This window comes from Pseudomonas frederiksbergensis, assembly GCF_003732665.1.
Lineage (GTDB): Bacteria > Pseudomonadota > Gammaproteobacteria > Pseudomonadales > Pseudomonadaceae > Aquipseudomonas > Aquipseudomonas frederiksbergensis_G.
Genome location: NZ_MOBP01000014.1, coordinates 206,705 through 230,984, shown reverse-complemented (window position 1 = coordinate 230,984; position 24,280 = coordinate 206,705). Strand labels below are relative to the sequence as shown.

Below are 24,280 nucleotides of genomic sequence, written 5' to 3'. Positions count from 1 at the left end.
GCTTGCTCGCGAAAGCGGTGGGTCAGTCGATATCAATGGTTACTGTGCCGGCCTCTTCGCGAGCAAGCCCGCTCCCACAGGGAAAGAGGCGCGCAGGGCTGGCGTGCCAGCAATTAACAGCGCATTAACCCCCTGTCTTTTTCCTGTCGATACAAGCTGTTACTGTACGGCCCACAAAGCCCAAGCCGCCTGGATCGGATCCCTGACTTGAAGCGTACCTTCCTCCTTCTCCTGATCAGCCTGGCCTTGAGCTCCCCCGCAAGCGCGACGATCAGCGAAAGCCATGGTTATGCGCAGTTCGGCACGCTCAAGTACCCGGCCAGATTTACCCACTTCGACTGGGTCAACCCGCAAGCGCCCAAGGGCGGTACGTTGCGGGTGATGGCGTTTGGCACCTTCGATACGCTCAATCCGTACACCTTCAAGGGCACCAGCCCGGTGACCACGGCGAATTTCCTTCAATACGGCATCAACGAGCTCAACGAACCGTTGATGGTCGGCACCGGCCAATACGCGCCGTCCGGCGACGAGCCGACCTCCAGCTATGGCCTGATCGCCCAAACGGTGGAATACAGCGAGGACCGCAGTTGGGTGGTGTTCAACCTGCGCCCGGAAGCGCGGTTCCACGACGGCACACCAATCACCGCCTACGACGTGGCGTTTTCCTACCGTTTGCTGCTCAAGGAAGGCCATCCGCAGTACCGCACCGCGCTCCAGGAAGTACTGCGGGTCGACATTCTCAACCCGCAACGCATCCGTTTCGTGTTCAAGCGCGCCGGCAATCCGTTGCAGATACTGCGCCTGGGCGAGTTGCCGGTGCTGCCCCAGCACTACTGGAAAGGTCGCGACTTCAAGGCCACCACGTTCGAGCCGCCGCTGGGCAGCGGGCCGTATCGCATCACCTCGGTGCAGCCAGGGCGGCAGATTGTGTTTGAGCGGGTCAAGGATTACTGGGGCAAGGACTTGGCGGTCAATCGCGGCAAGTACAACTTCGACCGCATGGAAGTCGAGTTCTACCGCGACAGCGACGTGGCCTTCGAAGCGTTCAAGGCCGGCGAGTTCGACATCTACATCGAGCACCAGGCCAAGAACTGGGACAACGGCTACAACTTCCCGGCGGTGCGCCGCGGCGATGTGATCAAGGCGCAGATCCCGCACCAGATTCCGACCCAGAGCCAGGGCCTGTTCATGAACACCCGGCGCCCGACCTTCAGCGAGGTCAAGGTCCGCGAAGCTCTGGGGCTGATGTTCGATTTCGAGTGGACCAACCGCACCCTGTTCAGCGGCGCCTACAAACGCGCCATGAGTTTCTACCCCAACAGCGAATTCGCCGCTACCGGGCTGCCGGTCGGCCACGAATGGCTGATGCTCAAGCCCTACCGCGAACAGTTGCCCGCCAAGCTCTTCACCGAGCCCTTCAGTCTCCCGCAGACCGACGGCCGCGGCATCCCCCGGGAAACCTTGCGCAAGGCCCTGGGCCTGCTGGGCGAGGCCGGCTGGAAGCTCAACGGCCAACGGGTGGAAAACGCCAAGGGCCAGCCGCTCAGGTTTGAAATCCTGCTGGTCAACCCGAACCTGGAACGCATCCTCCAGCCCTACGTCGAGAACCTCAACAGCATCGGCATCGACGCGCGGCTGCGCACGGTGGATCGCGCCCAGTACAAACAACGCCTGGATCAGTTCGACTTCGACATGATCCTCATGACCCTGAACCAGACCCTCAGCCCGGGCCTGGAGCAATGGCAGTACTTCCATTCCAGTCAGGTCGGGGTCAAGGGCAGCAAGAACTACGCCGGCATCGCCAACCCGGTGGTCGATCACTTGCTCGACCAATTGCTCGCCGCCCAGACCCGCGACGAACAAGTCGCCGCCGGCAAGGCCCTCGACCGGGTATTGCTGTGGCAGCACTACATCATTCCCAACTGGTATCTCAATTATCATCGCCTGGCCTACCGCAACCGGTTGGCCTTCGTCACCACGCCGCCCTACACCTTGGGTTTGAGTGCATGGTGGATGAAGTCTTCGGAGAAAGATCAATGAAACCCGTACGCGCCCTGCTCTTGCAGGCCAGCGGTCTGTTGTTCGCCGGGCTGGCCTGCGCCGCCCCGCAACATGCCTTGACCCTCTACAACGAGCCGCCGAAATACCCGGCCGACTTCAAGCACTTCGATTACGTCAACCCGGACGCGCCCAAGGGCGGGATCTTTCGCCAGGCCGGTTTCGGTGGCTTCGACAGCCTCAACCCGTTTATCAGCAAAGGTGTGCCGGCCGATGACGTCGGCATGATTTACGACACCCTGGCCAAACAGGGCCTGGACGAGCCGTTCACCGAATACGGCCTGATCGCCGGCAAAATCGAAAAAGCCCCGGACAACAGCTGGGTGCGTTTCTACCTTCGCCCCGAAGCACGTTTCCACGACGGCCACCCGGTGCGCGCCGAAGACGTGGTGTTCAGCTTCCAGATGCTGACCAAGGACGGCGCGCCGATGTATCGCGGTTACTACAGCGATGTCGAGGACGTAGTCGCTGAAGACCCGTTGACGGTGCTGTTCAAATTCAAGCACAGCAACAACCGCGAGCTGCCGCTGATCCTCGGCCAGTTGCCGGTGCTGCCGAAACACTGGTGGGCCACCCGCGATTTCAACAAGGGCAACCTGGAAATACCGCTGGGCAGCGGGCCTTACAAAGTCAGCGAAGTGAAGGCCGGGCGCTCGGTGCGCTATGAGCGGGTCAAGGATTACTGGGGCAAGGACCTGCCGGTGAATCGGGGTTTCTACAACTTCGACGTGATGACCACCGACTATTACCGCGACAACACCGTGGCCCTGGAAGCGCTCAAGGCCGGGCAGTTCGATTACTGGCTGGAAATGACCGCGAAAAACTGGGCCAACGCCTACAACATTCCGGCGGTGACCGAAGGGCGGCTGATCAAGGAACAGATTCCCAACGGCAACCCGACCGGCATGCAGGGCTTCGTCTTCAACCTGCGCCGCCCGGTGTTCCAGGACATCCGCGTGCGCCAGGCTCTGACGTTGCTGCTGGATTTCGAATGGACCAACAAGCAACTGTTCAACGGCGCCTACGCCCGTACCCGCAGTTATTTCGAAAACTCGGAAATGGCCGCCACCGGCCTGCCGGACGCCGATCAACTGGCGATCCTCGACCCGTTCCGCAGCCAGCTCCCGGCCCAGGTGTTCAGCGAGGCGTTCCAGAACCCGACCACCGACGCCAGCGGCATGATCCGCACCCAGCAACGCCAGGCCTATCAACTGCTGCAAGAGGCCGGCTGGAAGATCGTCGACGACAAAATGGTCGACGCCACCGGCAAACCGGTGACCATCGAGTTCCTGCTGGCCCAAACCGAGTTCGAACGGGTGCTGCTGCCGTTCAAGCGCAACCTCAGCGACCTTGGTATCGACCTGGTGATCCGCCGGGTCGACGTCTCGCAGTACATCAACCGCGTGCGTTCCCGGGACTTCGACATGATCGTCGGCAGCTTCCCGCAGTCCAACTCGCCGGGCAACGAACAGCGCGAATTCTGGATGTCCGCCGCCGCCGACAAACCCGGCAGCCGCAATTCCATGGGCTTGAAAGACCCGGTGGTGGACCAATTGGTCGAGGGCCTGATCAACGCCGATTCGCGCAAAAGCCTGGTAGCTCACGCCCGTGCGCTGGACCGCGTGCTGCAATGGGGCTATTACGTGATCCCCAACTGGCACATCAAGACCTGGCGCGTGGCCTACTGGAATCACATCGGCCATCCAAAAATTTCACCCAAGTACGACGTCGGCATTGCCACCTGGTGGGTCAAGCCTGACGCGAAACCGGCGGTAGAAGTCGAAACCAAACTGCAAGCCGACCCTGCGGGCACGGAGTAATCAGATGCTGGCGTATATTTTTCGGCGACTGCTGCTGATCATCCCGACCTTGTTCGGCATTTTGCTGATCAACTTCGTGATCATCCAGGCTGCCCCCGGTGGCCCGGTGGAACAGATGATCGCCAAGCTCGAAGGCTTCGAAGGCGCCACCAGCCGCATCGCCGGTGGCGGTGCTGAGGTCTCGGTGGCAGGTTCGGCTTATCGCGGCGCCCAGGGCCTGGACCCGGCGCTGGTCAAGGAAATCGAGCACATGTACGGCTTCGACAAATCGGCGCCGGAACGTTTGTGGATCATGGTCAAGAACTACGCGACCCTGGATTTCGGCGACAGCTTCTTCCGTGACGCCAAGGTCATCGACCTGATCAAGGAAAAGATGCCGGTGTCGATCTCCCTCGGGCTGTGGAGCACGCTGATCATGTACCTGGTGTCGATCCCGCTGGGGATCGCCAAGGCCACGCGCCACGGCAGCCACTTCGACGTCTGGACCAGTTCGCTGATCATCGTCGGCTACGCGATCCCGGCGTTCCTGTTCGCCATTTTGCTGATCGTGCTGTTTGCCGGCGGCAGTTATTTCGACTGGTTTCCGTTAAGGGGCCTGACCTCGAACAATTTCTCCGAGCTGAGCATGGGCGGCAAGGTTCTCGATTATTTCTGGCACCTGGCCTTACCGGTGACCGCGCTGGTGATCGGTAACTTTGCGACCATGACCCTGCTGACCAAAAACAGCTTCCTCGATGAAATCAACAAGCAGTACGTAGTCACCGCCAAAGCCAAAGGGCTGACCAATCACAAAGTGCTGTACGGCCATGTGTTCCGTAACGCGATGCTGCTGGTGATTGCCGGGTTCCCGTCGGCGTTTATCGGGATCTTCTTTACCGGCTCGTTGCTGGTGGAAGTGATTTTCTCCCTCGATGGCCTGGGCCTGATGAGTTTCGAGGCGGCGATCAACCGCGATTACCCGGTGGTGTTCGGCACGCTGTTTATCTTCACGTTATTGGGGCTGGTGGTGAAACTGATCGGCGACCTCACCTACACCCTGGTCGATCCGCGCATCGACTTCGAACACCGGGAGCATTGAGATGAGCCTGTCCCCCCTCAATCGCCGACGATTCGAACTGTTCAAGGCCAACAAGCGTGGCTGGTGGTCGCTGTGGCTGTTTCTGGTGTTGTTCGGCCTGAGCCTCGGCGCCGAGCTGATCGCCAACGACAAACCACTGGTGGTGCATTACGACAACGGCTGGTATTTCCCGGCGCTCAAGCGCTACCCGGAAACCACTTTCGGCGGCGAATTCCCGCTGGAAGCCAACTACAAGAGCCCGTACATCCGCGAACTGCTCAAGGCCAAGGACGCGTGGATTGTGTGGGCGCCGATCCCCTACAGCTACCAGAGCATCAACTACGACCTGAAAGTCCCGGCCCCGGCCCCGCCCTCGGCGGACAACCTGCTGGGCACCGACGACCAGGGCCGCGACGTGCTGGCCCGGGTGATCTACGGTTTCCGGATTTCGGTGTTGTTTGCCCTGACGCTGACCATTCTCAGCTCGATCATCGGTGTGATTGCCGGGGCCTTGCAGGGTTTCTATGGTGGCTGGGTCGATCTGGCCGGGCAGCGTTTCCTCGAAATCTGGTCCGGGTTGCCGGTGTTGTACCTGCTGATCATTCTGGCCAGTTTTGTGCAGCCGAACTTCTGGTGGCTGCTGGGGATCATGCTGCTGTTTTCGTGGATGAGCCTGGTGGACGTGGTGCGCGCCGAGTTCCTGCGCGGCCGCAACCTTGAATACGTGCGCGCGGCCCGGGCGCTGGGGATGCAGAATGGCGCGATCATGTTCCGCCACATTTTGCCCAACGCCATGGTCTCGACCATGACCTTTATGCCGTTCATCCTCACCGGCGCCATCGGCACCCTGACGGCCCTCGACTTCCTGGGTTTCGGTTTGCCGGCGGGCAGTCCGTCCCTGGGTGAACTGGTGGCCCAGGGCAAATCCAACCTGCAAGCGCCGTGGCTGGGCATGAGCGCGTTTGCCGTGCTGGCGTTGATGTTGAGTTTGCTGGTGTTTATCGGCGAGTCCGCTCGCGATGCCTTCGACCCGAGGAAGTGAAATGAATCAGGACAATCTGATCGAAGTGCGCGACCTCGCCGTCGAATTCGTTGTCGGCGAACGCTGTCAGCGGGTGGTCGAAGGCGTGAGCTTCGATATCAAGCGCGGTGAAACCCTGGCCCTGGTCGGCGAAAGTGGCTCCGGCAAATCGGTGACCGCCCACTCGATCCTGCGCCTGCTGCCCTACCCGCTGGCCCGGCACCCGTCCGGCACCATCGAGTATTCCGGGCAAGACCTGCTGAGCCTGAAAGAGAAAACCATTCGCCACATCCGCGGCAACCGGATCGCGATGATCTTCCAGGAGCCGATGACCTCGCTCAATCCGCTGCACTCGATCGAGAAGCAGATCAACGAAGTGCTGGGCATCCACAAGGGTCTGGTCGGTAAAGTGGCGACCAAGCGCACTTTGGAACTGCTGGAGATGGTCGGCATCCCCGAGCCGCACAAGCGCCTCAAAGCTTTGCCCCATGAGTTATCGGGCGGCCAGCGCCAGCGGGTGATGATCGCCATGGCCCTGGCCAACGAGCCGGAGCTGCTGATTGCCGATGAACCGACCACCGCTCTGGACGTGACCGTTCAGCTGAAAATCCTCGAATTGCTCAAGGAACTGCAAGCCAGATTGGGCATGTCGCTGCTACTGATCAGTCACGATTTGAACCTTGTGCGAAGAATTGCGCATCGCGTATGTGTCATGCAGCGCGGTTGCATCGTCGAACAGGCATCGTGCGAAGAGTTGTTCCGCGCGCCGCAGCATCCGTACACTCGGGAACTGCTGGCAGCGGAGCCCAGCGGCAAGCCGGCAACCAACGTGATTGGCCCGCCATTGCTGCAAGTCGAGGACCTGAAAGTCTGGTTCCCGATCAAGAAAGGCTTCTTGAAAACCACGGTGGATTACGTCAAAGCGGTAGACGGCATCAACTTCACCCTGCCCCAGGGCCAGACCTTGGGGATCGTGGGAGAAAGCGGTTCCGGCAAATCGACATTGGGTTTGGCGATTTTGCGGCTGATCGGTAGCCAGGGCGGCATCCGTTTTGAAGGCAAACAGCTAGACTGCCTGACGCAGGGCGAGGTTCGACCGTTGCGCCGGGAGATGCAGGTGGTGTTCCAGGACCCGTTCGGCAGCCTGAGCCCGCGGATGTGCGTGAGCCAGATCGTCGGCGAAGGCCTGCGGATCCACAAGATGGGCACCGAAGCGGAACAGGAACAAGCGATTATTGCGGCATTGAAGGAGGTAGGCCTGGACCCGGAAAGCCGGAACCGCTACCCCCACGAATTTTCCGGCGGGCAACGGCAGAGAATCGCCATTGCCCGGGCATTAGTGCTAAAACCGGCGCTGATCCTGCTGGACGAGCCGACGTCGGCCCTCGACCGGACAGTGCAGCGCCAAGTGGTGGAGCTTTTGCGGTCACTGCAAACCAAGTACAACCTGACGTATCTGTTTATCAGCCATGACCTGGCTGTCGTCAAAGCGCTGAGCCACCAGTTGATGGTGGTCAAGCATGGCCAAGTGGTCGAACAGGGAGACGCGCAAAGTATCTTTGCCGCCCCCCAACATCCGTATACACAGCAGTTGCTGGAAGCCGCTTTCCTGGCACCAGCCACTGCGCAATAACCTGAAAGAGAGGAGCAACACATGGGTTTTCTCGCCGGTAAGCGCGTACTGATCGTCGGTGTCGCCAGCAAGCTGTCCATCGCATCCGGCATCGCTGCCGCCATGCATCGCGAGGGCGCTGAGCTTGCCTTCACTTATCAGAACGACAAACTGAAAGGTCGTGTTGAAGAATTCGCACAAGGCTGGGGCTCGAGCCCCGAGCTGTGCTTCCCGTGCGACGTGGCCAGCGATGAAGAAATCGCCAAGGTCTTCGAAGAATTGAGCAAGAAGTGGGATGGCCTGGACGTGATCGTTCACTCCGTCGGCTTCGCCCCGGGCGACCAACTGGACGGCGACTTCACCGAAGCCACCACCCGTGAAGGTTTCCGCATCGCTCACGACATCAGCGCCTACAGCTTCGTGGCCCTGGCCAAGGCTGGCCGCGAAATGATGAAAGGCCGCAATGGCAGCCTGCTGACCCTGTCGTACCTGGGTGCCGAGCGCACCATGCCGAACTACAACGTGATGGGCATGGCCAAGGCCTCCCTGGAAGCGGGCGTTCGTTACCTGGCCGGCTCCCTGGGCCCGGAAGGCACCCGCGTCAACGCCGTATCGGCTGGCCCGATCCGCACCCTCGCCGCTTCCGGCATCAAGAACTTCCGCAAAATGCTGGCCGCCAACGAAGCGCAAACCCCGCTGCGTCGTAACGTCACCATCGACGAAGTCGGCAACGCCGGCGCCTTCCTGTGCTCGGACCTGGCGTCCGGCATCAGCGGCGAAATCATGTACGTAGACGGTGGTTTCAACACCACTGCGATGGGCAATATCGAAGAGTGATCTTTGGTTAGCGCCTGAAAAAACCCGCCGAGACTGGCGGGTTTTTTTTGCACTAATGAATATCGGTACAGAACAGTCAGCCGAGAACACCCACTATCAGCGGGGGCCGTGTATCCAGCGCGATAACAATTCGCTGACTGGCATCCAATACAATGGCGGCTCCCAACCGTCGGACCTGATTGTAAGTTCCAATACCCCTATTACCGAATGTCATATCAAGGGCTCCTTTAGGCAGGAGGCGAAGCCAGAAAGCAGAAGTCTGACCTGCGGCCCCCGCCACAACGATTTTCTCATCCGACTGTACATTGACTGCATCGGCCGAAACGCTATACCACGGCCAATCAGATGGAATATTAATCGTCAACAGTTCGCCACCATTAAAGTCTGGATCAAAGACCCCCTCCACTGTCACTCTTGCCATGGCCATTGCAAAACCTTTTACCTGGCTTACATTGCCCGCACAGATTATTTTGTCTTTATGAACAATCATTTTCTGCATACCCGAATAGCCCGCCTTCAACTCCCAACAACCTGAATTGCCAAAGGTTACATCCAAGTCTCCACTTGGAAGAAAACGGGCTACAGCCATATCCGCTGTATTATTACTTGCTCGGCTAATTTGACCGCCAACCAGAATTTTATCGTCCGGCAAAACCGCCAAGCTTGTTAATGATGAATTCTGGTCTTTAAACCGCACTTCGATAAATCCACGACCCTCACCAAAGCTCATATCCGCCTGGCCGTCAGCTAAAAGTCGACGGACCACGATGGCCCTGAAACCATCGCCAATCCTGTAGTACTGTTGAGCTAATAGAATCTTGCCATCGGCCTGAAGACATCCCGTCGGAAAATCCGAAGTAATGTTGCCCTCTGCAGGGAAAGGCAAAATCACATTACCGAAAATCAGGTCCGGACTACCGTTCGCGTTGAACCGCGTAATGGCTGCTTGCGACCTTTCTATTTCGGTTCTAACGGCACCGACAAGGAGGATTTTTCCATTGTCTGCTCGGAGTAACTGAGCGGGTATTGATTCCTTGCCAGGGTGAAATGCCCATCGTGTATAACCTCCCTGTCCAAATCCAGTATCAGGAGTTCCGTCTTCCGACCCACGGCCTAATACACACTCTCCAGATTCCCAATAGGTATAAACAAAGCGGCCTTCGTCATCTTCGAGGAGCCCTCTGAATGAGCCACTGAAACTAGGGACTGGATAAGTACCGTTTTGCCCGAACTCAGGATCCAGATCACCCGGCGTTGCTGTGAGCGCTTGATCATTATGCGTTGACATTTTAAACATCCTTTTCAGTTTGCTTGTCCTGGCAACTATTGCTCTACCTACGCATGTTCCACACCTGTCATAAATATCAGTTCCAGTACCATTACGAGCCAATGTTATGTCTTCAAGAGCCAACTACCGGTTGATTTCAGGTGGGCAGGAGGCACCGGGCAAACAACTGCTGAATTGGCTGCATCCGCTGGCTATAGCGCTGCAACAACACGATTTCCCGGTAAAACGTCAGGTCACCCAAGGCAATCACCCTGACTTTCGCCCCATGCTCCACCCACAACCCCGCCTCCGGCAGCAGCGAAACCCCCAACCCGCACTCAACCATTTTCACAATCGCTTCCAGCTCATCCAGCTCCAGCCCGACCTTGACCTCAATCTGCTGCTCCCGCAGGAACCGCGTCACCAAACGCCCACCAAACGAATTACGGTCGTAGCGCACGTGAGGATGCTCGGCGAGTATCTGCAATGGATCATCACCTTCCAGCTCCGCCGGTACGATCAGCACGAACGGCTCCTTGCGGATAATCTGCGCCGACAACTCCTTGGGCAGTTCGAACGGCGGCTTGATCAGGATCGCCAAATCCACTTCGCCGGTGTCCACCTGACTCAACAGGTTCAGCGACACCCCCGGCACCAGTTTCGGCTCAAGCAACGGTGCCTGCTGCCGCAAGCGCAACAACGCCTGGGGCAGCAAACCGGTCTGCACCGTGGCCACTGCGCCGATCTTCAGTTCGCCGCGATACTCACTGACGTCATCACTGACGGCCATCCGGGCAAAGGTTTCCAGCATCTCCCGGGCCATCGGCAACGCCCGTTGCCCCGCCGCGTTGAGCAGCGCCTGGCGCCCGGTGCGGTCGAACAGGCGGATGCCCAGGGCCTGTTCCAGATTGCGAATCTGCGCGCTGACCGCCGATTGTGTGAGGCCGATGTGCATGCCCGCCGCCGCAAAGGTGCCGTAGCGGGTCACCGCGATAAAGGTTTTCAGTTCCCGCAGCATCGGCGCCACCATTGATCGAAATAATTTGAGCTCGACGCAAAAATTATCGTCTTTTAATCGAAAAGCACAGGACTAAACTCGACTGCAACTTTCCACCGTTGAGGATGACCCCATGCAGCTCTCCCCTTTCCACCTCGCCATTCCGGTGTATGACCTGGCGGCCGCACGCAGTTTTTATGGCGCAGTGTTTGGCCTGGAAGAAGGCCGTTCCAGCGATCACTGGGTGGATTTCAATTTTTTCGGTCATCAACTGGTGATTCACCTGGCGCCAAAGAACGCCTCGCAAGAAGCCGCCCACACCAACGCCGTGGACGGCCATAACGTGCCGGTGCCGCACTTCGGCGTGGTGCTGGGCATGGCGCAATGGGAAGCCCTGGCCGAGCGTCTGCAAGGCCTGGGTACGAAGTTCGTGATTGAGCCGGGGATTCGTTTTCAGGGACTGGTGGGCGAGCAAGCGACGATGTTTCTGTTCGATCCCTGCGGCAATGCGCTGGAGTTCAAGGCGTTCAAGGACATCAGCCAGTTGTTCGCCAAATGATCCGCGCCGCACTGGATGCCACGGCCATCAGTGAAGCGGTCAAGAATGGCGAGACGACCGTCGCGGACATCGCCGATGGTTTCCTTGAGCGCATTGAAGCGCTGGAACCGGACGTCCAGGCCTTCGCCTCGTTCAAACCGCTGCAAGTGCGCCTGCAAGCCTCGTTAAATGAGGGCCGGGGCTTGCTCGCGGGAGTGCCAGTGGGCATCAAGGACATCCTCGACAGCGCCGACCATCCCACACAGTTCTTTTCGCCGATCTACGCCGACCACCAGCCGTCCCGGGATGCCCATGTCGTGACCCTGCTGCGCCAGGCCGGCGCGCTGATCATGGGCAAGACCCACACCACCGAATTTGCCTACATGCGCACCGGTCCGACCCGCAACCCCCATGACCTGGCGCGCACGCCGGGCAGTTCCAGCGCCGGTTCGGCGGCGGGGATGGCGGCGGATTTCTTTGCGATTGCGTTGGGCACACAAACCGCTGGTTCGCTGCTCAAACCAGCGGCTTACTGCGGTTTATTGGCATTCAAGCCATCGTTCGGGCTGGTGTCGCTGGAAGGCGTGAAACCCCTGGCGCCGAGTTTCGACACCGTGGGCTGGTATGGCCGCTCGGTGCGGGACTTGGGCCTGGTGGCGCGGGTGTTGATTCCGGGTTTCGAACTGCCTGAAGCACCGCAACGCCCACTGCACCTGGGCTTCTGCCGTACGCCGCGCTGGGATCAGGTACAACCCGAGGTGGCCGAAGCGCTGGAACAGGCCGTTGAACAGCTGCGCCACGCCGGTCACCAGGTCAGCGAACTCAAACTGCCGGATAAATTCGCCGGGGTGTTCGACGATCACCTGACCATCAACGATTGTGAAGGCGCCCGTTCGCTGGCGAAAGAGTTTGAACAACACCGCCCCCTGTTGAGCCCCTCGATACTGGCGATGTTCGATCGCGCCGCCGCCACCACTTGGGATCAGGAAACCGCCGCCAAGGCCCGACTGGCCGCGCTCGCACCGCGCCTGAACCAACTGTGCCAGCCCTTCGACGCCATCCTCGCCCCCAACTGCGGCATGCTCGCGCCCCTGGCGGAGGACAGCGCCGAGAACACCGGGCCATCGGACTTCATCAAGTTCTGGGGTGCGTTTGGCTGGCCGCAGGTGAATATCCCCCTGCCACGGGCCGAAGGGTTGTTGCCGATGGGTGTGCAGATGATCGGCCGGTTCAGGCAGGACGGCTCGCTGTTACGAGTGGCCGAACGGGTGGCCGCCGACTTGTTCGCTGATCGCCGCCAATAAACCTTCCGCGGATTGGTGCTGCGCGGGGTGAAATTCGAGTTGGGTGACACTGAAACGGATGTCATACCCGCGATGCACCGTGGCGTTGCGCTCGTCGAGCATTTCTTCGAGCCGCGCGCGGATCGCCGGAATCTCCACGCCATTGCTGCCGGTCAGCAACGCGGCGAATTCATCGCTGCCCATGCGCCCGATCACGTCGCTTTCGCGAAAAGCGATCCGCAGCACATCGGCAAAGGTCTTCAAGGCATCGTCGCCTTCGGCGCGGCCGTACAGGTAGTTGATGTGTTTGAAATTATCGAGGTCGAAAAACAGCAAAGTCGCCGGTTTGCCGAGCTGCAAGCACGCATCCAGCCCCCGTTGGGCCAGGGCCTCGAAGCCGTGATGATTGGGCAGCAGCGTCAATTCATCCATGCTCGCCACTTGCACTGCCGTCAGTTCCTGCTCGGCCTGGCGGGCCAGGTCGCGCAGCAATTCGCGCTCCTGCAGTGCGGTGTCCGGGCCGTGCAAGGTGTCTGCGCAAGTGCCCGGTTTGATCGGTTTGCCTGGAACCAGCATGTTTCACTCCTGTGGGGGTATGTACGTTAGAGCCGCACAGACCCGGTTTGACTCCTAATTAACCCGCCGTTGGTCAGATGCCCGCCACCGGGCACGGTCCTCCGGCGTCAGCCCAGAGCTTGAATTGCGTGACAAAGATGTCGTGGGGCACTGGCACCGGTGCCCGGTTACCGCCCGGATTCCAGCCCCAGAGCACCAGTTTGTCGTCGCTGACGTGCTTGATCAGCGCAGCGAAATCCCGGTCGCCATTGCTGGAACGGTCCTTGATCAAAGCGCAGAGTTTGTCCGGTGGCAGGCCGATCCAGGCCATTTTGTGCGAGGCCGGCGGCAGGCTCCAATGGGGCGCGCCCGGCGGCGCGTGAGGGCCGTAGCTGGCCGGCGGGTTGTTTTCCGCGTGGCAGGTGGCGCAGGGCAAACCGGCGGCGCCCTTGCCGTCCATGCCGCGCACCACGTTCATCATGTGCGGCGTACCGGCGTCGAACTGCAACGGCGAATCGCCGGGAATGTGGCAGTTCTGGCAGCGCGGGCTCTGGAACACCTTCTGCACGGTGCCGAAGGCTTCCAGCGCAGCCTGATTGTCCGCCGCAAACAGGTCCGAGGCGTAGCCGGTCAGGCCCACCAACACCACCGCACCAAGGATCAAATGTCGTCTCATGTCACACCCCCGACAGTTGCAGCGGCAGTTCGCGCAGGCGTTGCCCGGTCAGGGCGAACACCGCGTTGGCCACCGCCGGCGCCACGGGCGGTACACCGGCCTCGCCGATACCGCCGGGTTTGTCGGTGCTGGGCACGATGTGCACCTCCACCACCGGCATTTCGTTCAGGCGCAGCACCTGATAGTCGTGATAGTTGGACTGCACCACCTGGCCGTCCTTGAAGGTCAGTTTGCTGCGCAGGGCAAAACCGAGGCCGAAGGTGACGCAGGATTCCATCTGCGCCGCGATGCTCTGCGGGTTGACCGCAATCCCGCAATCCACCGCGCACACCACCCGGTGCACGCGAATTTTCAGGTTGTCCTCGGACACTTCCGCAACATGCGCCACATAGCTGCCAAACGACTCATGCACCGCCACACCCAAGGCGTGGCCGTCCGGCAGCGGCGCGTCCCAATTGGCCTTCTCCACCGCCAGATTCAGCACGCCGAGATGCCGTGGATGCTCCTTGAGCAGGGTTCGTCGGTATTCCACCGGATCCTTGCCCGCCGCTTCGGCCAATTCGTCGATCAACGACTCCATGACAAACGCGTTATGGCTGTGCCCCACCGAACGCAGCCACAACACGCTGATGCCGGTCTTCGGTGAGTGCAGTTCGACCTGATGATTGGCCAGTTTTTCGATGTAGGGACTGTCGGCGACGCCTTCGACCGAGGTCTTGTCGATGCCGTCCTTGACCATGGTCGCGGCGAACGCAGTGCCGTCCATGATCGACTGGCCGACCATCACATGCTTCCAGGCCAGGGGCATGCCGTCGGCGTCCAGGCCAATATTGGCTTGATGCAGGAACATCGAGCGGTAATAACCGCCGCGAATGTCGTCCTCCCGGGACCACACGGTTTTCACCGGCACGCCCGCAGCTTTGGCCACTTGCACCGCTTCGGCGACAAAATCCGAGGTTGGATTGGCCCGGCGACCGAAACCGCCGCCGAGGAATTCGGTGTGGATTTGCACCTGTTCGGGTTTGAGCCCGGTGATCTTGCCCGCGACCATCTGATCGAGGGTCTGGAATTGGGTGCCGGTCCAGATTTCGCATTTGTCCGTGGTGATTTTCACCGTGCAATTGAGCGGTTCCATCGGCGCGTGGGCCAGGTACGGCACGCTGTATTCGACATCGATGGTTTTCGCCGCTTTTTTCAGCGTCGCAGCGGTGTCCCCGGCCTGGCTGGCCGGCATCCCGGGGGTGGCGGCGAGTTGGCGAAAGCTTTCCAGCAACTTCACGCTGTCGAGACCGGTGTTCGGCCCCAGATCCCAATCGATTTTCAGCGCATCGCGCCCCAGTTTCGCCGCCCAGTAATGATCGGCAATCACCGCCACGCCCGTGGGCACTTGCACCACTTTGTGCACGCCGGGCACCGCCAGCGCCTCGGCGCCTTCGAAGGATTTGACGCTGCCGCCGAATACCGGCGGCCGGGCGACCATGGCGGTCATCAAGCCATCGAACTGCACGTCCATGCCGAATTTGGCGCGGCCAGTGATTTTCTCCGGGGTATCGAGGCGAGGGGTCGGTTTGCCGATGATCTTCCAGTCCTTGGCCTCCTTGAATTTGATCGAGGCCGGATCCGGCACCGGCAGCTTGCCGGCGTCATCCGCCAGTTCGCCGTAGGTGGCGCGTTTGTCGCCGGCGATGACCACGCCCGGCTCGGTGCGAATCTCGGACGGTGCAACGTTGAAGCGCTTGGCGGCGGCGTCGATCAGCATCAGGCGCGCGGCGGCACCGGCCTGGCGATAGCGGTCGAACTCCATCCAGGTTGAAGTCGAGCCGCCAGTGATTTGCATGTCGCCAAATCCGGCCAAACCGTAATCCTTGGCCGAGGCCGGGGAATGTTCGACGCGGATTTTCGACCAGTCGGCGTCCAGTTCTTCGGCAATCAGCATGGTCAGGCCGGTCCAGATGCCCTGGCCCATTTCCGAATGGCCAAGCAGGATGGTGACGATGTTGTCGTTGCTGATGCGCAGGAAGGCATTGGGCGCGAAGGCGTTGCCCTGGTTCTCCGCCCCCATGGCGAAGCGATGACCGCCGGGGATGACAAACGCCACCACCAGCCCACCGCCAAGCATGGCGCTGCCCTTGAGAAAACCGCGACGTGAAACAGGATTGAGGCTGTTCATTGAACTGACTCCCATCGATGGAGCATCAACCGATTTCGGCGGCGCGTTTCACTGCCGCACGAATCCGTGGGTAGGTGCCGCAGCGGCAGATATTGCCGGACAGCGCCTGGTCGATATCGTCGTCGGTGGGTTTGGGGATTTTCGCCAGCAACGCGGCGGCGGACATGATCTGCCCCGACTGGCAGTAACCGCACTGCACCACGTCGAGTTCGGCCCAGGCTTGTTGCACCGGGTGCGAACCGTCGGTGGACAGGCCTTCGATGGTGAGGATCTTTTGCCCGTTGGCCACGGCGGTGGCCGGGGTGATGCAGGAACGCAGCGGCGCGCCGTCGACATGCACGGTGCAGGCACCGCACTGCGCCATGCCGCAACCGAACTTGGTCCCGGTCAGGTGCGCGACATCGCGCAAGACCCACAGCAGCGGCATGTCCGCGGGGACATCCAGCGCCTGGTCCTTGCCATTGATATTCAGGGTCAGCATGGCGGATCTTCCTCAGACTCACGGTGTTCTGAAGGGGGCGGATTACTGAGACCACCACACCCTACGGGGTCGGCGGATCTACGCGCGCCTCGGGTTATCCATACAGCTAAGCGCAGATTGACCAGCGGGCCAGCTTCTGCGACCGCCGGTCACATATCCCTGGCCCCTGAAGATCCCTTGTGGGAGCGGGCTTGCTCGCGAAGGCGGAGTATCAGGCAACAGTTATGTTGAATGTTAAGCCGCTTTCGCGAGCAAGCCCGCTCCCACAGGGGATTGCTGGGGTGGGTTAGAAATCGGTGGACTCTGACAGGGTGCGCCAGGTGTTCAATTCACCGGTGACGAACTCGGTCTTCGCCTGGATGTAACGCACCGAATCCGTGCCCAGGGGCAAGCGCAGTGGCGGGTTGTCGGACTCGACCAGGGTGATCATCGCCTGGGCCAGTTTCTCCGGGTCGCCCGGTTGCTGCTGGTTCACAGCCTTGGCCAGTTTGCGCACTTCACCGGCCGTCGGAGCGTAGTCGGCAATGGTTTCCGGGGATTCGACCAGGGAGTTGGTGTCGAGGAAGTCCGTGCGGAAGTAGCCCGGTTCGACCACGGTCACCTTCACCCCCAGCGGGGCCAGCTCACCGTGCAAGGCTTCGCTCAACGCTTCGACGGCGAACTTGGTCGAGCAATACACGCCATAACCCGGCGCCGACTGGAAGCCGCCCACCGACGAGATGTTGATCACATGCCCGCTGCGGGCGGCGCGCATGTACGGCAATACGCCGCGAGTGACATTCAGCAGGCCGAAGACGTTGGTTTCGTAGAGTCGCTTGATCTCATCACTGCTCGCCTCTTCCACCGCCCCGAGCAAACCGAAACCGGCGTTGTTGACCAGCACGTCGATGCGGCCGAATTGTTCGATGGCGGCCTTGGCCACCGCCGCGCCCTGGGCTTCGTTGGTCACGTCGAGCGTGGCGGCGAGCAGGCCCGGCTGGTCGCCGAAACGCTGGATGATCGTGCTGGCGTCCCGGGCTGTCGCGACCACGGCATCACCGTTGGCCAGGGCCGCGGCGACGATTTTGGCGCCGATGCCACGGGAAGCACCGGTGACCAGCCAGACACGTTTGAAAGAAGAAGTGCTCATGATCGATACCTTGTGTGGGTGGGGGATGTGCCCAAGGTACGCAGGAAGATTGCCGGGAAAAATGCCCTCGTGCTACAAGCACTATGAAACGCTCTTTCATAATGGCGCTCTTTGCATGAACCATGATCCGTTCGACGGCTTGACCGAATTCCTCGCGGTGGCCGAGCACAAAAGCTTCACCCTCGCCGCCACCCGCCTGACCGTCACGCCCACGGCTGTCAGCCACGCCATCAAGTTGCTGGAGCGGCGCACAGGGGTGCTTTTATTCCAGCGCACCACCCGGCGCGTGGCGTTGACCGAGGCTGGCGCCAGCCTGTTCGCCCGCTTGCGCCCGGCGGCCAGTGAAATCGATGAGGCGCTGGCGGTGCTCAGCGGCTTTCGCGATCAACCCATGGGCACCTTGCGCATCACCGCGCCTCGGTTGTCCGGCGCCCTGCTGATCGAGCCGCTGATCCCGTTGTTTCGCCAGGCCTATCCGCAGGTCACCCTGGATATTTCCCTGGACGACGCCACGGTGGACCTGATGACCGGGGGCTTCGATGCCGGGATTCGCCTCGGCGAGTCCATCGAGAAGGATATGGTCGCCGTGCGCCTGACCCCGGACTTGCAATGGTCGGTGGTGGGTTCCCCAACGTATTTTGCCAGGGCCGGCCAACCCGCCAGTCCAGAAGCCCTGACCGGGCATGAATGCATCGGCTTTCGCTTTTCCACCTCGGGCAATGCCCATCGTTGGGAGTTTCGCCGGGACGGGCGCGACTTTACCGTGGGGGTCGCGGGCGGCGTGATCGTCAATGACCGTAAGTTGCTGGTGGCAGCGGCCCGGGATGGCTTGGGCCTGGCGTATGCCTGCGACCTGGAAATTGCCGACGAGTTGGCGGATGGACGCCTGCAACGGGTACTGCAACCGTTTGTGCCGTTGAGTTCAGGACTGTACCTGTACTTCCCCAGCCGCACTCAGACCCAGCCGAAACTGCGGGCGTTTATCGATATGGCGACGGGTTGGATCGCCGAGCGAGGCGGCCTTGGACGCTGACCCCTTGTGGGAGCGGGCTTGCTCGCGAAAGCGGAGTGTCAGGCACCATTGATGGCGGCTGGTACACCGCTTTCGCGAGCAAGCCCGCTCCCACAGGTTTGCGCTTTATGCCATTGCCGCGACAGGGCAGACGCTCAGCCGATGCTGGGCCAGCAACCGCATCACATAGCCGATTTTGAGCAAGGTCGGGCCGATGATGGTCAAGGCGTGCATCGACACAAACCTCCCGTAGGAGCGAGGCTTGCCCGCGAAGGCGGTGTGTCAGCCAGCATTGATGTCGGCTGACACACCGCCTTCGCGGGCAAGCCTTGCTCCTACAAGGTTGTGTTTTATGCCATTGCCGCGACAGGGCGCACGCTCAGCCGATGCTGGGCCAGCAGCCGCATCACATAGCCGATTTTGAGCAAGGTCGGACCGATGATGGTCATGGCGTGCATCGACACCAGCGCTACGATGGGCAAGTGACCGCCGTAAAAGTAGGCGCCGTAGATGCCGACTAAAAGCAGGGTCAGGCCCAGGCCCAACACTTTGCTCGACAGGCGCAGAACGTTCTGGGGATTGCTGAAGAAATCGAACATTTTTCCGTACTCCTGAAGCCGTTCAGTTGTACGTTGGCTAATCCAAAACCCGTGCCAGGATTTATAGGTCGGTAAATCAACAGGTTGGCTGCCATGCGGTCAATATGACTCAAGCCCGCGTTGGTCTTAATGACTCAAAACCCAGTCATAGTGACTACAACGCAACCCATTGCCCCGCTCCGCCGCCTAAAAGCAAACCAATATCATTTGCGAACAGCAAAACCATTTGGTTTAATCGCGACCCATTCTTATTTGCACTGAAGGCGTACGTCGCCCATGGACATGTGCTCACGATGACGGTCGCCGATTCCTCCTGCGTTCAGAACCTCTACCTCGCGCATCACCGCTGGTTGCATGAGCTACTGCGTCGACGCTTGAGCAACGCCTTCGATGCCGCCGACCTGGCCCATGACACCTTTATCCGGGTGCTCAAGCGTCCGCCCGCCTTCGACTGCGAAACCCGTGAACGCTCGTACCTGGCGACCATCGCTCGGGGTCTGTGCATCGATCACTGGCGCCGCCGCCAACTGGAGCAAGCCTGGCTCGACACCCTCGCCGCTCGCCCTCAAGCCGTGCAGCCGTCGCCGGAGCAACGGGCGATCATCGTCGAAACCCTCTATGAAGTGGACGCCATGCTGCAACGGTTGCCGGCGCGGGTGCGCGATGCGTTCATCCTGGCCCAGGTGCATGGCCTGCCCTACCGCGCCATCGCCGAGGAAATCGGCGTGTGCGAGCGCATGGTGAAGAAATACCTCGCCCAGGCGTTGATGCATTGCGCGCTGCTCGAGGCCGAACTCGACGGCCTGCTGATCGAGTAATCCATGTCCGGCATTTCCTCGAACAGCATCAGCCACGCCAGCCTCGAACAGGCGGCGCAATGGTATGTGCAACTGCACGACCAACAGGCCGGCGAACAGGACCGCGAGCGCTGGCAGGCCTGGCTGGCAAAAAGTGGCGAGCATCAGCAAGCCTGGCGCTACGTCGAGCGGGTCGGCCAACGCTTCACCGCGCTGCACAATGATCAACCTCAAGCGGCCAGCCATGTGCTGCGCAACACCCCTCGCGCACCGATCAACCGCCGGCAGACGCTCAAGGGGCTGTTTATCCTGGCGTCGGGCAGTCTGTTGGGCTGGGGTGCCTGGCGGCAAAGTCCGTTGCCGGATGCGCTGGGCCGCTGGACCGCCAACCTGGCTACCGGCACTGGAGAAACCCGGGAAAGCCTGCTCACCGACGGCAGCCGGATCTGGCTCAACGCCCTGAGCGCGCTGAACGTGCGCTTCGATGCCGGGCAACGGCTGTTGCTGCTCCGTTGCGGCGAAGTGTTGATCGACACCGCCAAAGACCGCAGCAGACCGTTTCTGGTACAAACCGCCCAAGGCCGTATGCGTGCGCTGGGTACGCGTTTCAGCGTGCGTCAGGACCAACGCCAGACGGTGTTGAACGTCTACGAAGGCGCGGTCGAAGTCCGGACGTTGAGCGGCCAGGTACACATCGTCGAGGCGGGCCGGCAATTGGCGTTCACCGAGGATCAGACTTCAGCCGCCACGCCGGCAGCGGCAGGACGCGAAGCCTGGCGCCGTGGGGTGCTGCTGGCGGACAACCTGCCGCTGGGGCAGTTGATCGAGGAATTGAGTCGCTACCGGCCGGGGCACCTGGCCTGCGATCCGGCCATCGCCGGGCTGCCGGTGATGGGTTCGTTCCCGCTCAAAGACACCGATCAGGCCCTGCGCCTGCTGGAAGCGGCCCTGCCGATCCGGGTGCACAAGACCATGGCCTGGTGGGTCAGCGTCGGCCCGAAAGCGTGATTCGGCCGATGGCACTGGCGCTGGCGGCGGGGCTGATCAGCCTGGCGCCAGGCATCGCCCCGGCCGCCAGCGAGCAGTCCGCCAGCCAGAAGCGCCACTATGCGATCGCTGCCGGTTCGTTGGTCAACGTGCTTAACCGCTTCGCCGAACAGGCCGGGATTTTCCTGGCCGGGCACAACGACCTGGCCAGCGGCAAAATCAGCTCGGGGCTCAATGGCGACTTCACCGAACAACAAGCCTTGCAACGCCTGTTGCAGGGCAGCGGCCTGCAAGCGCAACCCCAGGTCGGCGGCGGTTATGTCCTGCGAACCACGGGTGGCCCGCTTGAACTGGACGCCACGACTGTCGCGGGCCTGAACCTCGGCGCCGTCACCGAAGACACCCACGCCTACACCACCGGCTCGACCTCCTCGGCCACCGGTCTGGCGCTGTCATTGCGACAAACCCCACAATCGGTCACGGTCATCACCCGCCAGCAAATGGACGACCAGGGCGGCACCAACATCGCCGACGTGCTGCGCCGCGCCCCCGGTGTCAGCGTGCAGAACTACGACAGCGAGCGCTGGGAGTTTTCCAGTCGCGGCCTGCCGATCACCAATTTCCAGTACGACGGGGTAAATACCGACTACGACGGCGTCTACGATTACGGCACCACCAGCACCGACATGGCGACCTTCGACCGCGTGGAAATCATCAAGGGCGCCACCGGCCTGATGACCGGTTCGGGCGATCCGTCGGCCACCGTCAACCTGATCCGCAAGCGCCCGACCCCGACCTTCAAGGCCTCGGTCAGCGGCAGCGTCGGTTCCTGGGACAGCTACCGCAGCGAGGGCGATATCGCCGGCCCGTTGACCGACAGCGGCAAGCTGCGCGGGCGTTTGGTCGGGGTCCATCAGGACCGCAGCGCCCACGCCGATCACTACCAAAACACCCGGGACATCGCCTACGCCATCCTCGAAGCCGACCTGACCCCGGACACCCTGCTGACCTTCGGCATCGATCAGCAAAACACCCGTTCCCGTGGCGCCAGTTGGACCGGTTTCCCGATGTTCTACAGCGACGGTTCTCGCACGCACTTCTCCCGCTCGTTCAACCCGGCCAGCGACTGGAGCCGCCGGGATTTCAGCAACCAGACGCTTTTTGCTTCGCTGGAACAGCAACTGGCCAACGCCTGGAAACTCAAGGTCAGCTACGACCGCAAACACCGCCAGCACGACACCTTTCTCGCCTCGGCCAGCGGTGGTAATCCGGACCCGGTCAGCGGCGACGGCATGTTCATGTACATGGGTAAATTCAAGGGCGATGAGGTGCAGGACAACCTCGACGTCAACCTCAGCGGCCCGTTCAGTCTGTTCGGGCGCGAGCACGAGTTGATCGCCGGTTTCATGGCGATGAACACCCGCCAGGACATCCCGGTACACGGCTCGGTCTACCCGGCGCTGGACGGCAGCATCTTCGATTGGCGCGGCGAATTCCCGAAACCGGACATCCCCCAGATCGGCAACGACGACATCGTCCAGCGCCAGACCGGCGCCTACCTGGCCACGCGCCTGAAGCCCAGCGCTGACCTGGCGCTGATCCTTGGCGCGCGGGTCAGCGACTTCAAGGGCAGCGATCACCTCGACTACTTCAGCGCCCCGGATGTGCGCGACGGTTACCGCCAGAGCGGCGTGGTCACGCCCTACGCCGGGCTGATCTACGACCTCGACGACACCTACTCGGCGTACACCAGCTACACCAACATCTATCAGCCGCAAATGAGCAAAGACGCCTCGGGCCGATTGCTCGACCCGGTAGAAGGCGACGCCTACGAAGCCGGGATCAAGGCTGAATATTTCGCCGGGCGGCTGAACGCCCGGTTCGCCCTGTTCCGCATCGAACAAGGCAACCTCGCCGAGTACGTCAGCGGCGTCAACACCGAGTCGGTGTACCGCCCGGTGCAAGGCGCGACTACCAAGGGTTTCGAGTTCGAGCTGGCCGGCGAAGTGCGCGAAGGCTGGAAACTCTCGGCCGGCTACACCTACAACCACACCCGTGATACCAAGGGCGATGACGTCTACGGCTCTGTGCTGCAAACCACCGCCCCGGCGCAAGTGGTGCGCGTGTTCAGCACCTATCGCTTGCCTGGTGCCTGGGAAAAACTCACGGTCGGGGCTGGGGTGAACTGGCAGAGCGAATTCTTCGGCAACGTGTTCCAGCCCAGCGCCAACGGCAGCGGCCACGCTGCGCGCATCACTCAGCAGAGTTATTACCTGGTGGACGTGATGACGCGCTATCGCGTCAACGAACACCTGAGCGCGATGCTCAACGTGAAGAACCTGTTCGACAAGACCTACTACACCGGGCTTGGCAATTTCGGCACCGGGTTTTATGGAGAGCCGCGAAGTGTGCAGGTGACGACCCAGTGGGATTTCTAGCGGGCCTTTGACGGCAAGAGCTAATACACTCGGGGCCTGACCCGCCCAGGACACCGACGATGAAGCACGCCGTTGCCAAAGATGCCGACAAAGCCCCGCGTTTCTGGCGCGACGACGCCCTGCCCTTCATCGAGGCCCGGGCCATCGCTGATGGGCGTGACGTCTGTTATGCCCGGCATTCCCACGCGCATTTTTCCATCGGTGCGATCACTGCGGGGCGCAGCACGTATGTGCATGAGCAATCGGCGTTCGAGGTCAGTGCCGGCACGGTGGTGCTGATGAACCCCGGTGACGTCCACGCCTGCAACCCCATCGATGACCAGCCCTGGTCGTACCTGATGCTCTACGTCGAGACGCCGTGGCTGACCGACTTGCAGCATCAATTGGGGTTCAGTCAGGAGCAGGCGTTCCGGCGGTTTTCCATCACTCATCTGCACGACGCCAGCCTGTTTGCCGGGCTCAAGGGTTTGTATGAGGTGTTGGTCGATGGCCAGCAGGATGTGCTGCGCAAGCACAGCGCGGTGGTGGAGTTTTTCACCGATGTGCAACAGCGCCTCAATCCCGGCGATCAACCGCTGCGCGAGCCCAATTTCAAACTGGAACGGGCCGCCGAGTACATCCGCGATAACTGCACGCAACTGCTCAAGCTGGAAGATATTTGCGCGGCGGCGCAGTTGTCGCCGTCCTACCTGATCCGTGCGTTCAAGCAGCATTACGGCATGACACCCCATGCGTTTTTGCTCAACCGGCGTATCCAGTTCGCTCGGGAGCAGCTGCGCAGCGGCAAGTTGATTGCCGATGTGGCACTTGAAGCCGGGTTTGCCGATCAGGCGCACTTTCAACGGGTATTCAAACAGCATCTGGCGGCGACGCCTGGGCAATATCGAAGTTGACATCGGCTGCCATCAATAAAAAGAAACACTGGCAAACTTCCGAATATACATAC

General features: G+C 61.1%; 22 protein-coding genes. 13 read left to right on the top strand and 9 right to left on the bottom strand.

The annotated features are described in order from the left end of the window. Positions 1-207 precede the first annotated feature (207 nt). The 6 genes from BK665_RS22915 to fabI are packed head-to-tail and all read left to right on the top strand — an operon-like array spanning position 208 to position 8,405. Entirely contained in the window at positions 208-2,040 is a 1,833-nt protein-coding gene (locus BK665_RS22915) for an extracellular solute-binding protein (protein WP_123408887.1), read from the top strand. Beyond that, complete coding sequence (locus tag BK665_RS22910; RefSeq protein ID WP_123408886.1) at positions 2,037-3,878, top strand: extracellular solute-binding protein; 1,842 nt, start codon at positions 2,037-2,039, stop codon at positions 3,876-3,878. Before BK665_RS22915 ends, BK665_RS22910 begins: the two co-directional genes overlap by 4 nt. Before the next feature lie 4 nt (positions 3,879-3,882). Next, positions 3,883-4,956 (top strand): microcin C ABC transporter permease YejB, encoded by a 1,074-nt coding sequence (locus BK665_RS22905; RefSeq protein WP_123408885.1) that lies wholly within the window; start codon positions 3,883-3,885, stop codon positions 4,954-4,956. 1 nt (position 4,957) lies between these two features. Continuing rightward, on the top strand, positions 4,958-5,977 hold the full coding sequence (locus tag BK665_RS22900) for an ABC transporter permease (RefSeq protein WP_123408884.1): 1,020 nt from the start codon (positions 4,958-4,960) through the stop codon (positions 5,975-5,977). Between the two features lies 1 nt (position 5,978). Further along, the gene (locus tag BK665_RS22895) at positions 5,979-7,589 is read left to right on the top strand and encodes an ABC transporter ATP-binding protein (protein ID WP_123408883.1); all 1,611 of its coding nucleotides are present in this window, start codon (positions 5,979-5,981) and stop codon (positions 7,587-7,589) included. 21 nt (positions 7,590-7,610) lie between these two features. After that, positions 7,611-8,405 carry an enoyl-ACP reductase FabI gene (gene fabI, locus BK665_RS22890; RefSeq protein WP_054047522.1) on the top strand — a complete coding sequence of 265 codons (795 nt, stop codon included), beginning with the start codon at positions 7,611-7,613 and terminating at the stop codon, positions 8,403-8,405. Positions 8,406-8,481: 76 nt separating this feature from the next. Here the strand turns inward: fabI and BK665_RS22885 are convergent, their stop codons facing one another. Both BK665_RS22885 and BK665_RS22880 read right to left on the bottom strand, forming a co-directional pair. Further along, entirely contained in the window at positions 8,482-9,693 is a 1,212-nt protein-coding gene (locus BK665_RS22885) for a hypothetical protein (protein WP_185076601.1), read from the bottom strand. A 136-nt stretch (positions 9,694-9,829) separates the two neighbouring features. Continuing rightward, positions 9,830-10,690: a LysR family transcriptional regulator gene (locus tag BK665_RS22880; RefSeq protein WP_123408881.1), complete on the bottom strand. Its 861-nt coding sequence runs from the start codon at positions 10,688-10,690 to the stop codon at positions 9,830-9,832. A 112-nt stretch (positions 10,691-10,802) separates the two neighbouring features. Here BK665_RS22880 and BK665_RS22875 point away from each other — a divergent pair, with 112 nt between their 5' ends. Together BK665_RS22875 and BK665_RS22870 are read left to right on the top strand one after the other, a co-directional pair. Further along, a complete protein-coding gene (locus tag BK665_RS22875; RefSeq protein ID WP_123408880.1) occupies positions 10,803-11,228 on the top strand; it encodes a VOC family protein in 426 nt (141 codons plus the stop codon). Then, complete coding sequence (locus tag BK665_RS22870; protein ID WP_123408879.1) at positions 11,225-12,511, top strand: amidase; 1,287 nt, start codon at positions 11,225-11,227, stop codon at positions 12,509-12,511. The genes BK665_RS22875 and BK665_RS22870 overlap by 4 nt, the downstream gene beginning before the upstream one ends. Here BK665_RS22870 and BK665_RS22865 read toward each other — a convergent pair. The 5 genes from BK665_RS22865 to BK665_RS22845 all read right to left on the bottom strand — a co-directional run bounded on the left by BK665_RS22865 (position 12,458) and on the right by BK665_RS22845 (position 17,501). Further along, positions 12,458-13,066, bottom strand: coding sequence for a GGDEF domain-containing protein (locus BK665_RS22865; protein ID WP_123408878.1), 609 nt, complete (start codon positions 13,064-13,066; stop codon positions 12,458-12,460). The genes BK665_RS22870 and BK665_RS22865 overlap by 54 nt on opposite strands. 73 nt (positions 13,067-13,139) lie before the next feature. Beyond that, positions 13,140-13,721, bottom strand: a complete 582-nt coding sequence (locus tag BK665_RS22860) for a hypothetical protein (protein ID WP_123408877.1) — start codon at positions 13,719-13,721, stop codon at positions 13,140-13,142. Between the two features lies 1 nt (position 13,722). After that, positions 13,723-15,891 (bottom strand): xanthine dehydrogenase family protein molybdopterin-binding subunit, encoded by a 2,169-nt coding sequence (locus BK665_RS22855; RefSeq protein WP_123408876.1) that lies wholly within the window; start codon positions 15,889-15,891, stop codon positions 13,723-13,725. Between the two features lie 25 nt (positions 15,892-15,916). Continuing rightward, entirely contained in the window at positions 15,917-16,372 is a 456-nt protein-coding gene (locus tag BK665_RS22850) for a (2Fe-2S)-binding protein (RefSeq protein WP_123408875.1), read from the bottom strand. A gap of 286 nt (positions 16,373-16,658) precedes the next feature. Next, positions 16,659-17,501, bottom strand: coding sequence for an oxidoreductase (locus BK665_RS22845; protein WP_123408874.1), 843 nt, complete (start codon positions 17,499-17,501; stop codon positions 16,659-16,661). 115 nt (positions 17,502-17,616) lie between these two features. Here BK665_RS22845 and BK665_RS22840 point away from each other — a divergent pair, with 115 nt between their 5' ends. Further along, a complete protein-coding gene (locus BK665_RS22840) occupies positions 17,617-18,534 on the top strand; it encodes a LysR family transcriptional regulator (RefSeq protein WP_123408873.1) in 918 nt (305 codons plus the stop codon). A 105-nt stretch (positions 18,535-18,639) separates the two neighbouring features. Here the strand turns inward: BK665_RS22840 and BK665_RS35395 are convergent, their stop codons facing one another. Then, on the bottom strand, positions 18,640-18,753 hold the full coding sequence (locus BK665_RS35395) for a hypothetical protein (RefSeq protein ID WP_375538947.1): 114 nt from the start codon (positions 18,751-18,753) through the stop codon (positions 18,640-18,642). Between the two features lie 110 nt (positions 18,754-18,863). Further along, positions 18,864-19,112 carry a transmembrane sensor/regulator PpyR gene (locus tag BK665_RS22835; protein WP_123408872.1) on the bottom strand — a complete coding sequence of 83 codons (249 nt, stop codon included), beginning with the start codon at positions 19,110-19,112 and terminating at the stop codon, positions 18,864-18,866. Positions 19,113-19,405: 293 nt separating this feature from the next. Between BK665_RS22835 and BK665_RS22830 the strand changes: the two genes are divergently transcribed. Genes BK665_RS22830 through BK665_RS22815 form a run of 4 tightly spaced genes read left to right on the top strand, consistent with a single transcriptional unit; the run spans position 19,406 to position 24,227 of the window. Next, positions 19,406-19,930, top strand: a complete 525-nt coding sequence (locus BK665_RS22830) for a sigma-70 family RNA polymerase sigma factor (RefSeq protein WP_123408871.1) — start codon at positions 19,406-19,408, stop codon at positions 19,928-19,930. Between the two features lie 3 nt (positions 19,931-19,933). Continuing rightward, positions 19,934-20,917, top strand: a complete 984-nt coding sequence (locus BK665_RS22825; RefSeq protein WP_123408870.1) for a FecR domain-containing protein — start codon at positions 19,934-19,936, stop codon at positions 20,915-20,917. 8 nt (positions 20,918-20,925) lie between these two features. Then, complete coding sequence (locus BK665_RS22820; RefSeq protein WP_123409009.1) at positions 20,926-23,334, top strand: TonB-dependent siderophore receptor; 2,409 nt, start codon at positions 20,926-20,928, stop codon at positions 23,332-23,334. A 59-nt stretch (positions 23,335-23,393) separates the two neighbouring features. Next, on the top strand, positions 23,394-24,227 hold the full coding sequence (locus BK665_RS22815; protein WP_123408869.1) for an AraC family transcriptional regulator: 834 nt from the start codon (positions 23,394-23,396) through the stop codon (positions 24,225-24,227). The last annotated feature ends 53 nt before the right edge of the window (positions 24,228-24,280 follow it).

Coding starts and splice junctions, on each gene's coding strand:
- BK665_RS22910 (WP_123408886.1), top strand. CDS start 2,037: ATGAAACCCGTACGCGCCCTGCTCTTGCAGGCCAGCGGTCTGTTGTTC.
- BK665_RS22905 (WP_123408885.1), top strand. CDS start 3,883: ATGCTGGCGTATATTTTTCGGCGACTGCTGCTGATCATCCCGACCTTG.
- BK665_RS22900 (WP_123408884.1), top strand. CDS start 4,958: ATGAGCCTGTCCCCCCTCAATCGCCGACGATTCGAACTGTTCAAGGCC.
- BK665_RS22895 (WP_123408883.1), top strand. CDS start 5,979: ATGAATCAGGACAATCTGATCGAAGTGCGCGACCTCGCCGTCGAATTC.
- fabI (WP_054047522.1), top strand. CDS start 7,611: ATGGGTTTTCTCGCCGGTAAGCGCGTACTGATCGTCGGTGTCGCCAGC.
- BK665_RS22885 (WP_185076601.1), bottom strand. CDS start 9,693: ATGTCAACGCATAATGATCAAGCGCTCACAGCAACGCCGGGTGATCTG.
- BK665_RS22880 (WP_123408881.1), bottom strand. CDS start 10,690: ATGCTGCGGGAACTGAAAACCTTTATCGCGGTGACCCGCTACGGCACC.
- BK665_RS22875 (WP_123408880.1), top strand. CDS start 10,803: ATGCAGCTCTCCCCTTTCCACCTCGCCATTCCGGTGTATGACCTGGCG.
- BK665_RS22870 (WP_123408879.1), top strand. CDS start 11,225: ATGATCCGCGCCGCACTGGATGCCACGGCCATCAGTGAAGCGGTCAAG.
- BK665_RS22865 (WP_123408878.1), bottom strand. CDS start 13,066: ATGCTGGTTCCAGGCAAACCGATCAAACCGGGCACTTGCGCAGACACC.
- BK665_RS22860 (WP_123408877.1), bottom strand. CDS start 13,721: ATGAGACGACATTTGATCCTTGGTGCGGTGGTGTTGGTGGGCCTGACC.
- BK665_RS22855 (WP_123408876.1), bottom strand. CDS start 15,891: ATGAACAGCCTCAATCCTGTTTCACGTCGCGGTTTTCTCAAGGGCAGC.
- BK665_RS22850 (WP_123408875.1), bottom strand. CDS start 16,372: ATGCTGACCCTGAATATCAATGGCAAGGACCAGGCGCTGGATGTCCCC.
- BK665_RS22845 (WP_123408874.1), bottom strand. CDS start 17,501: ATGAGCACTTCTTCTTTCAAACGTGTCTGGCTGGTCACCGGTGCTTCC.
- BK665_RS22840 (WP_123408873.1), top strand. CDS start 17,617: ATGAACCATGATCCGTTCGACGGCTTGACCGAATTCCTCGCGGTGGCC.
- BK665_RS22835 (WP_123408872.1), bottom strand. CDS start 19,112: ATGTTCGATTTCTTCAGCAATCCCCAGAACGTTCTGCGCCTGTCGAGC.
- BK665_RS22830 (WP_123408871.1), top strand. CDS start 19,406: ATGACGGTCGCCGATTCCTCCTGCGTTCAGAACCTCTACCTCGCGCAT.
- BK665_RS22825 (WP_123408870.1), top strand. CDS start 19,934: ATGTCCGGCATTTCCTCGAACAGCATCAGCCACGCCAGCCTCGAACAG.
- BK665_RS22820 (WP_123409009.1), top strand. CDS start 20,926: ATGGCACTGGCGCTGGCGGCGGGGCTGATCAGCCTGGCGCCAGGCATC.
- BK665_RS22815 (WP_123408869.1), top strand. CDS start 23,394: ATGAAGCACGCCGTTGCCAAAGATGCCGACAAAGCCCCGCGTTTCTGG.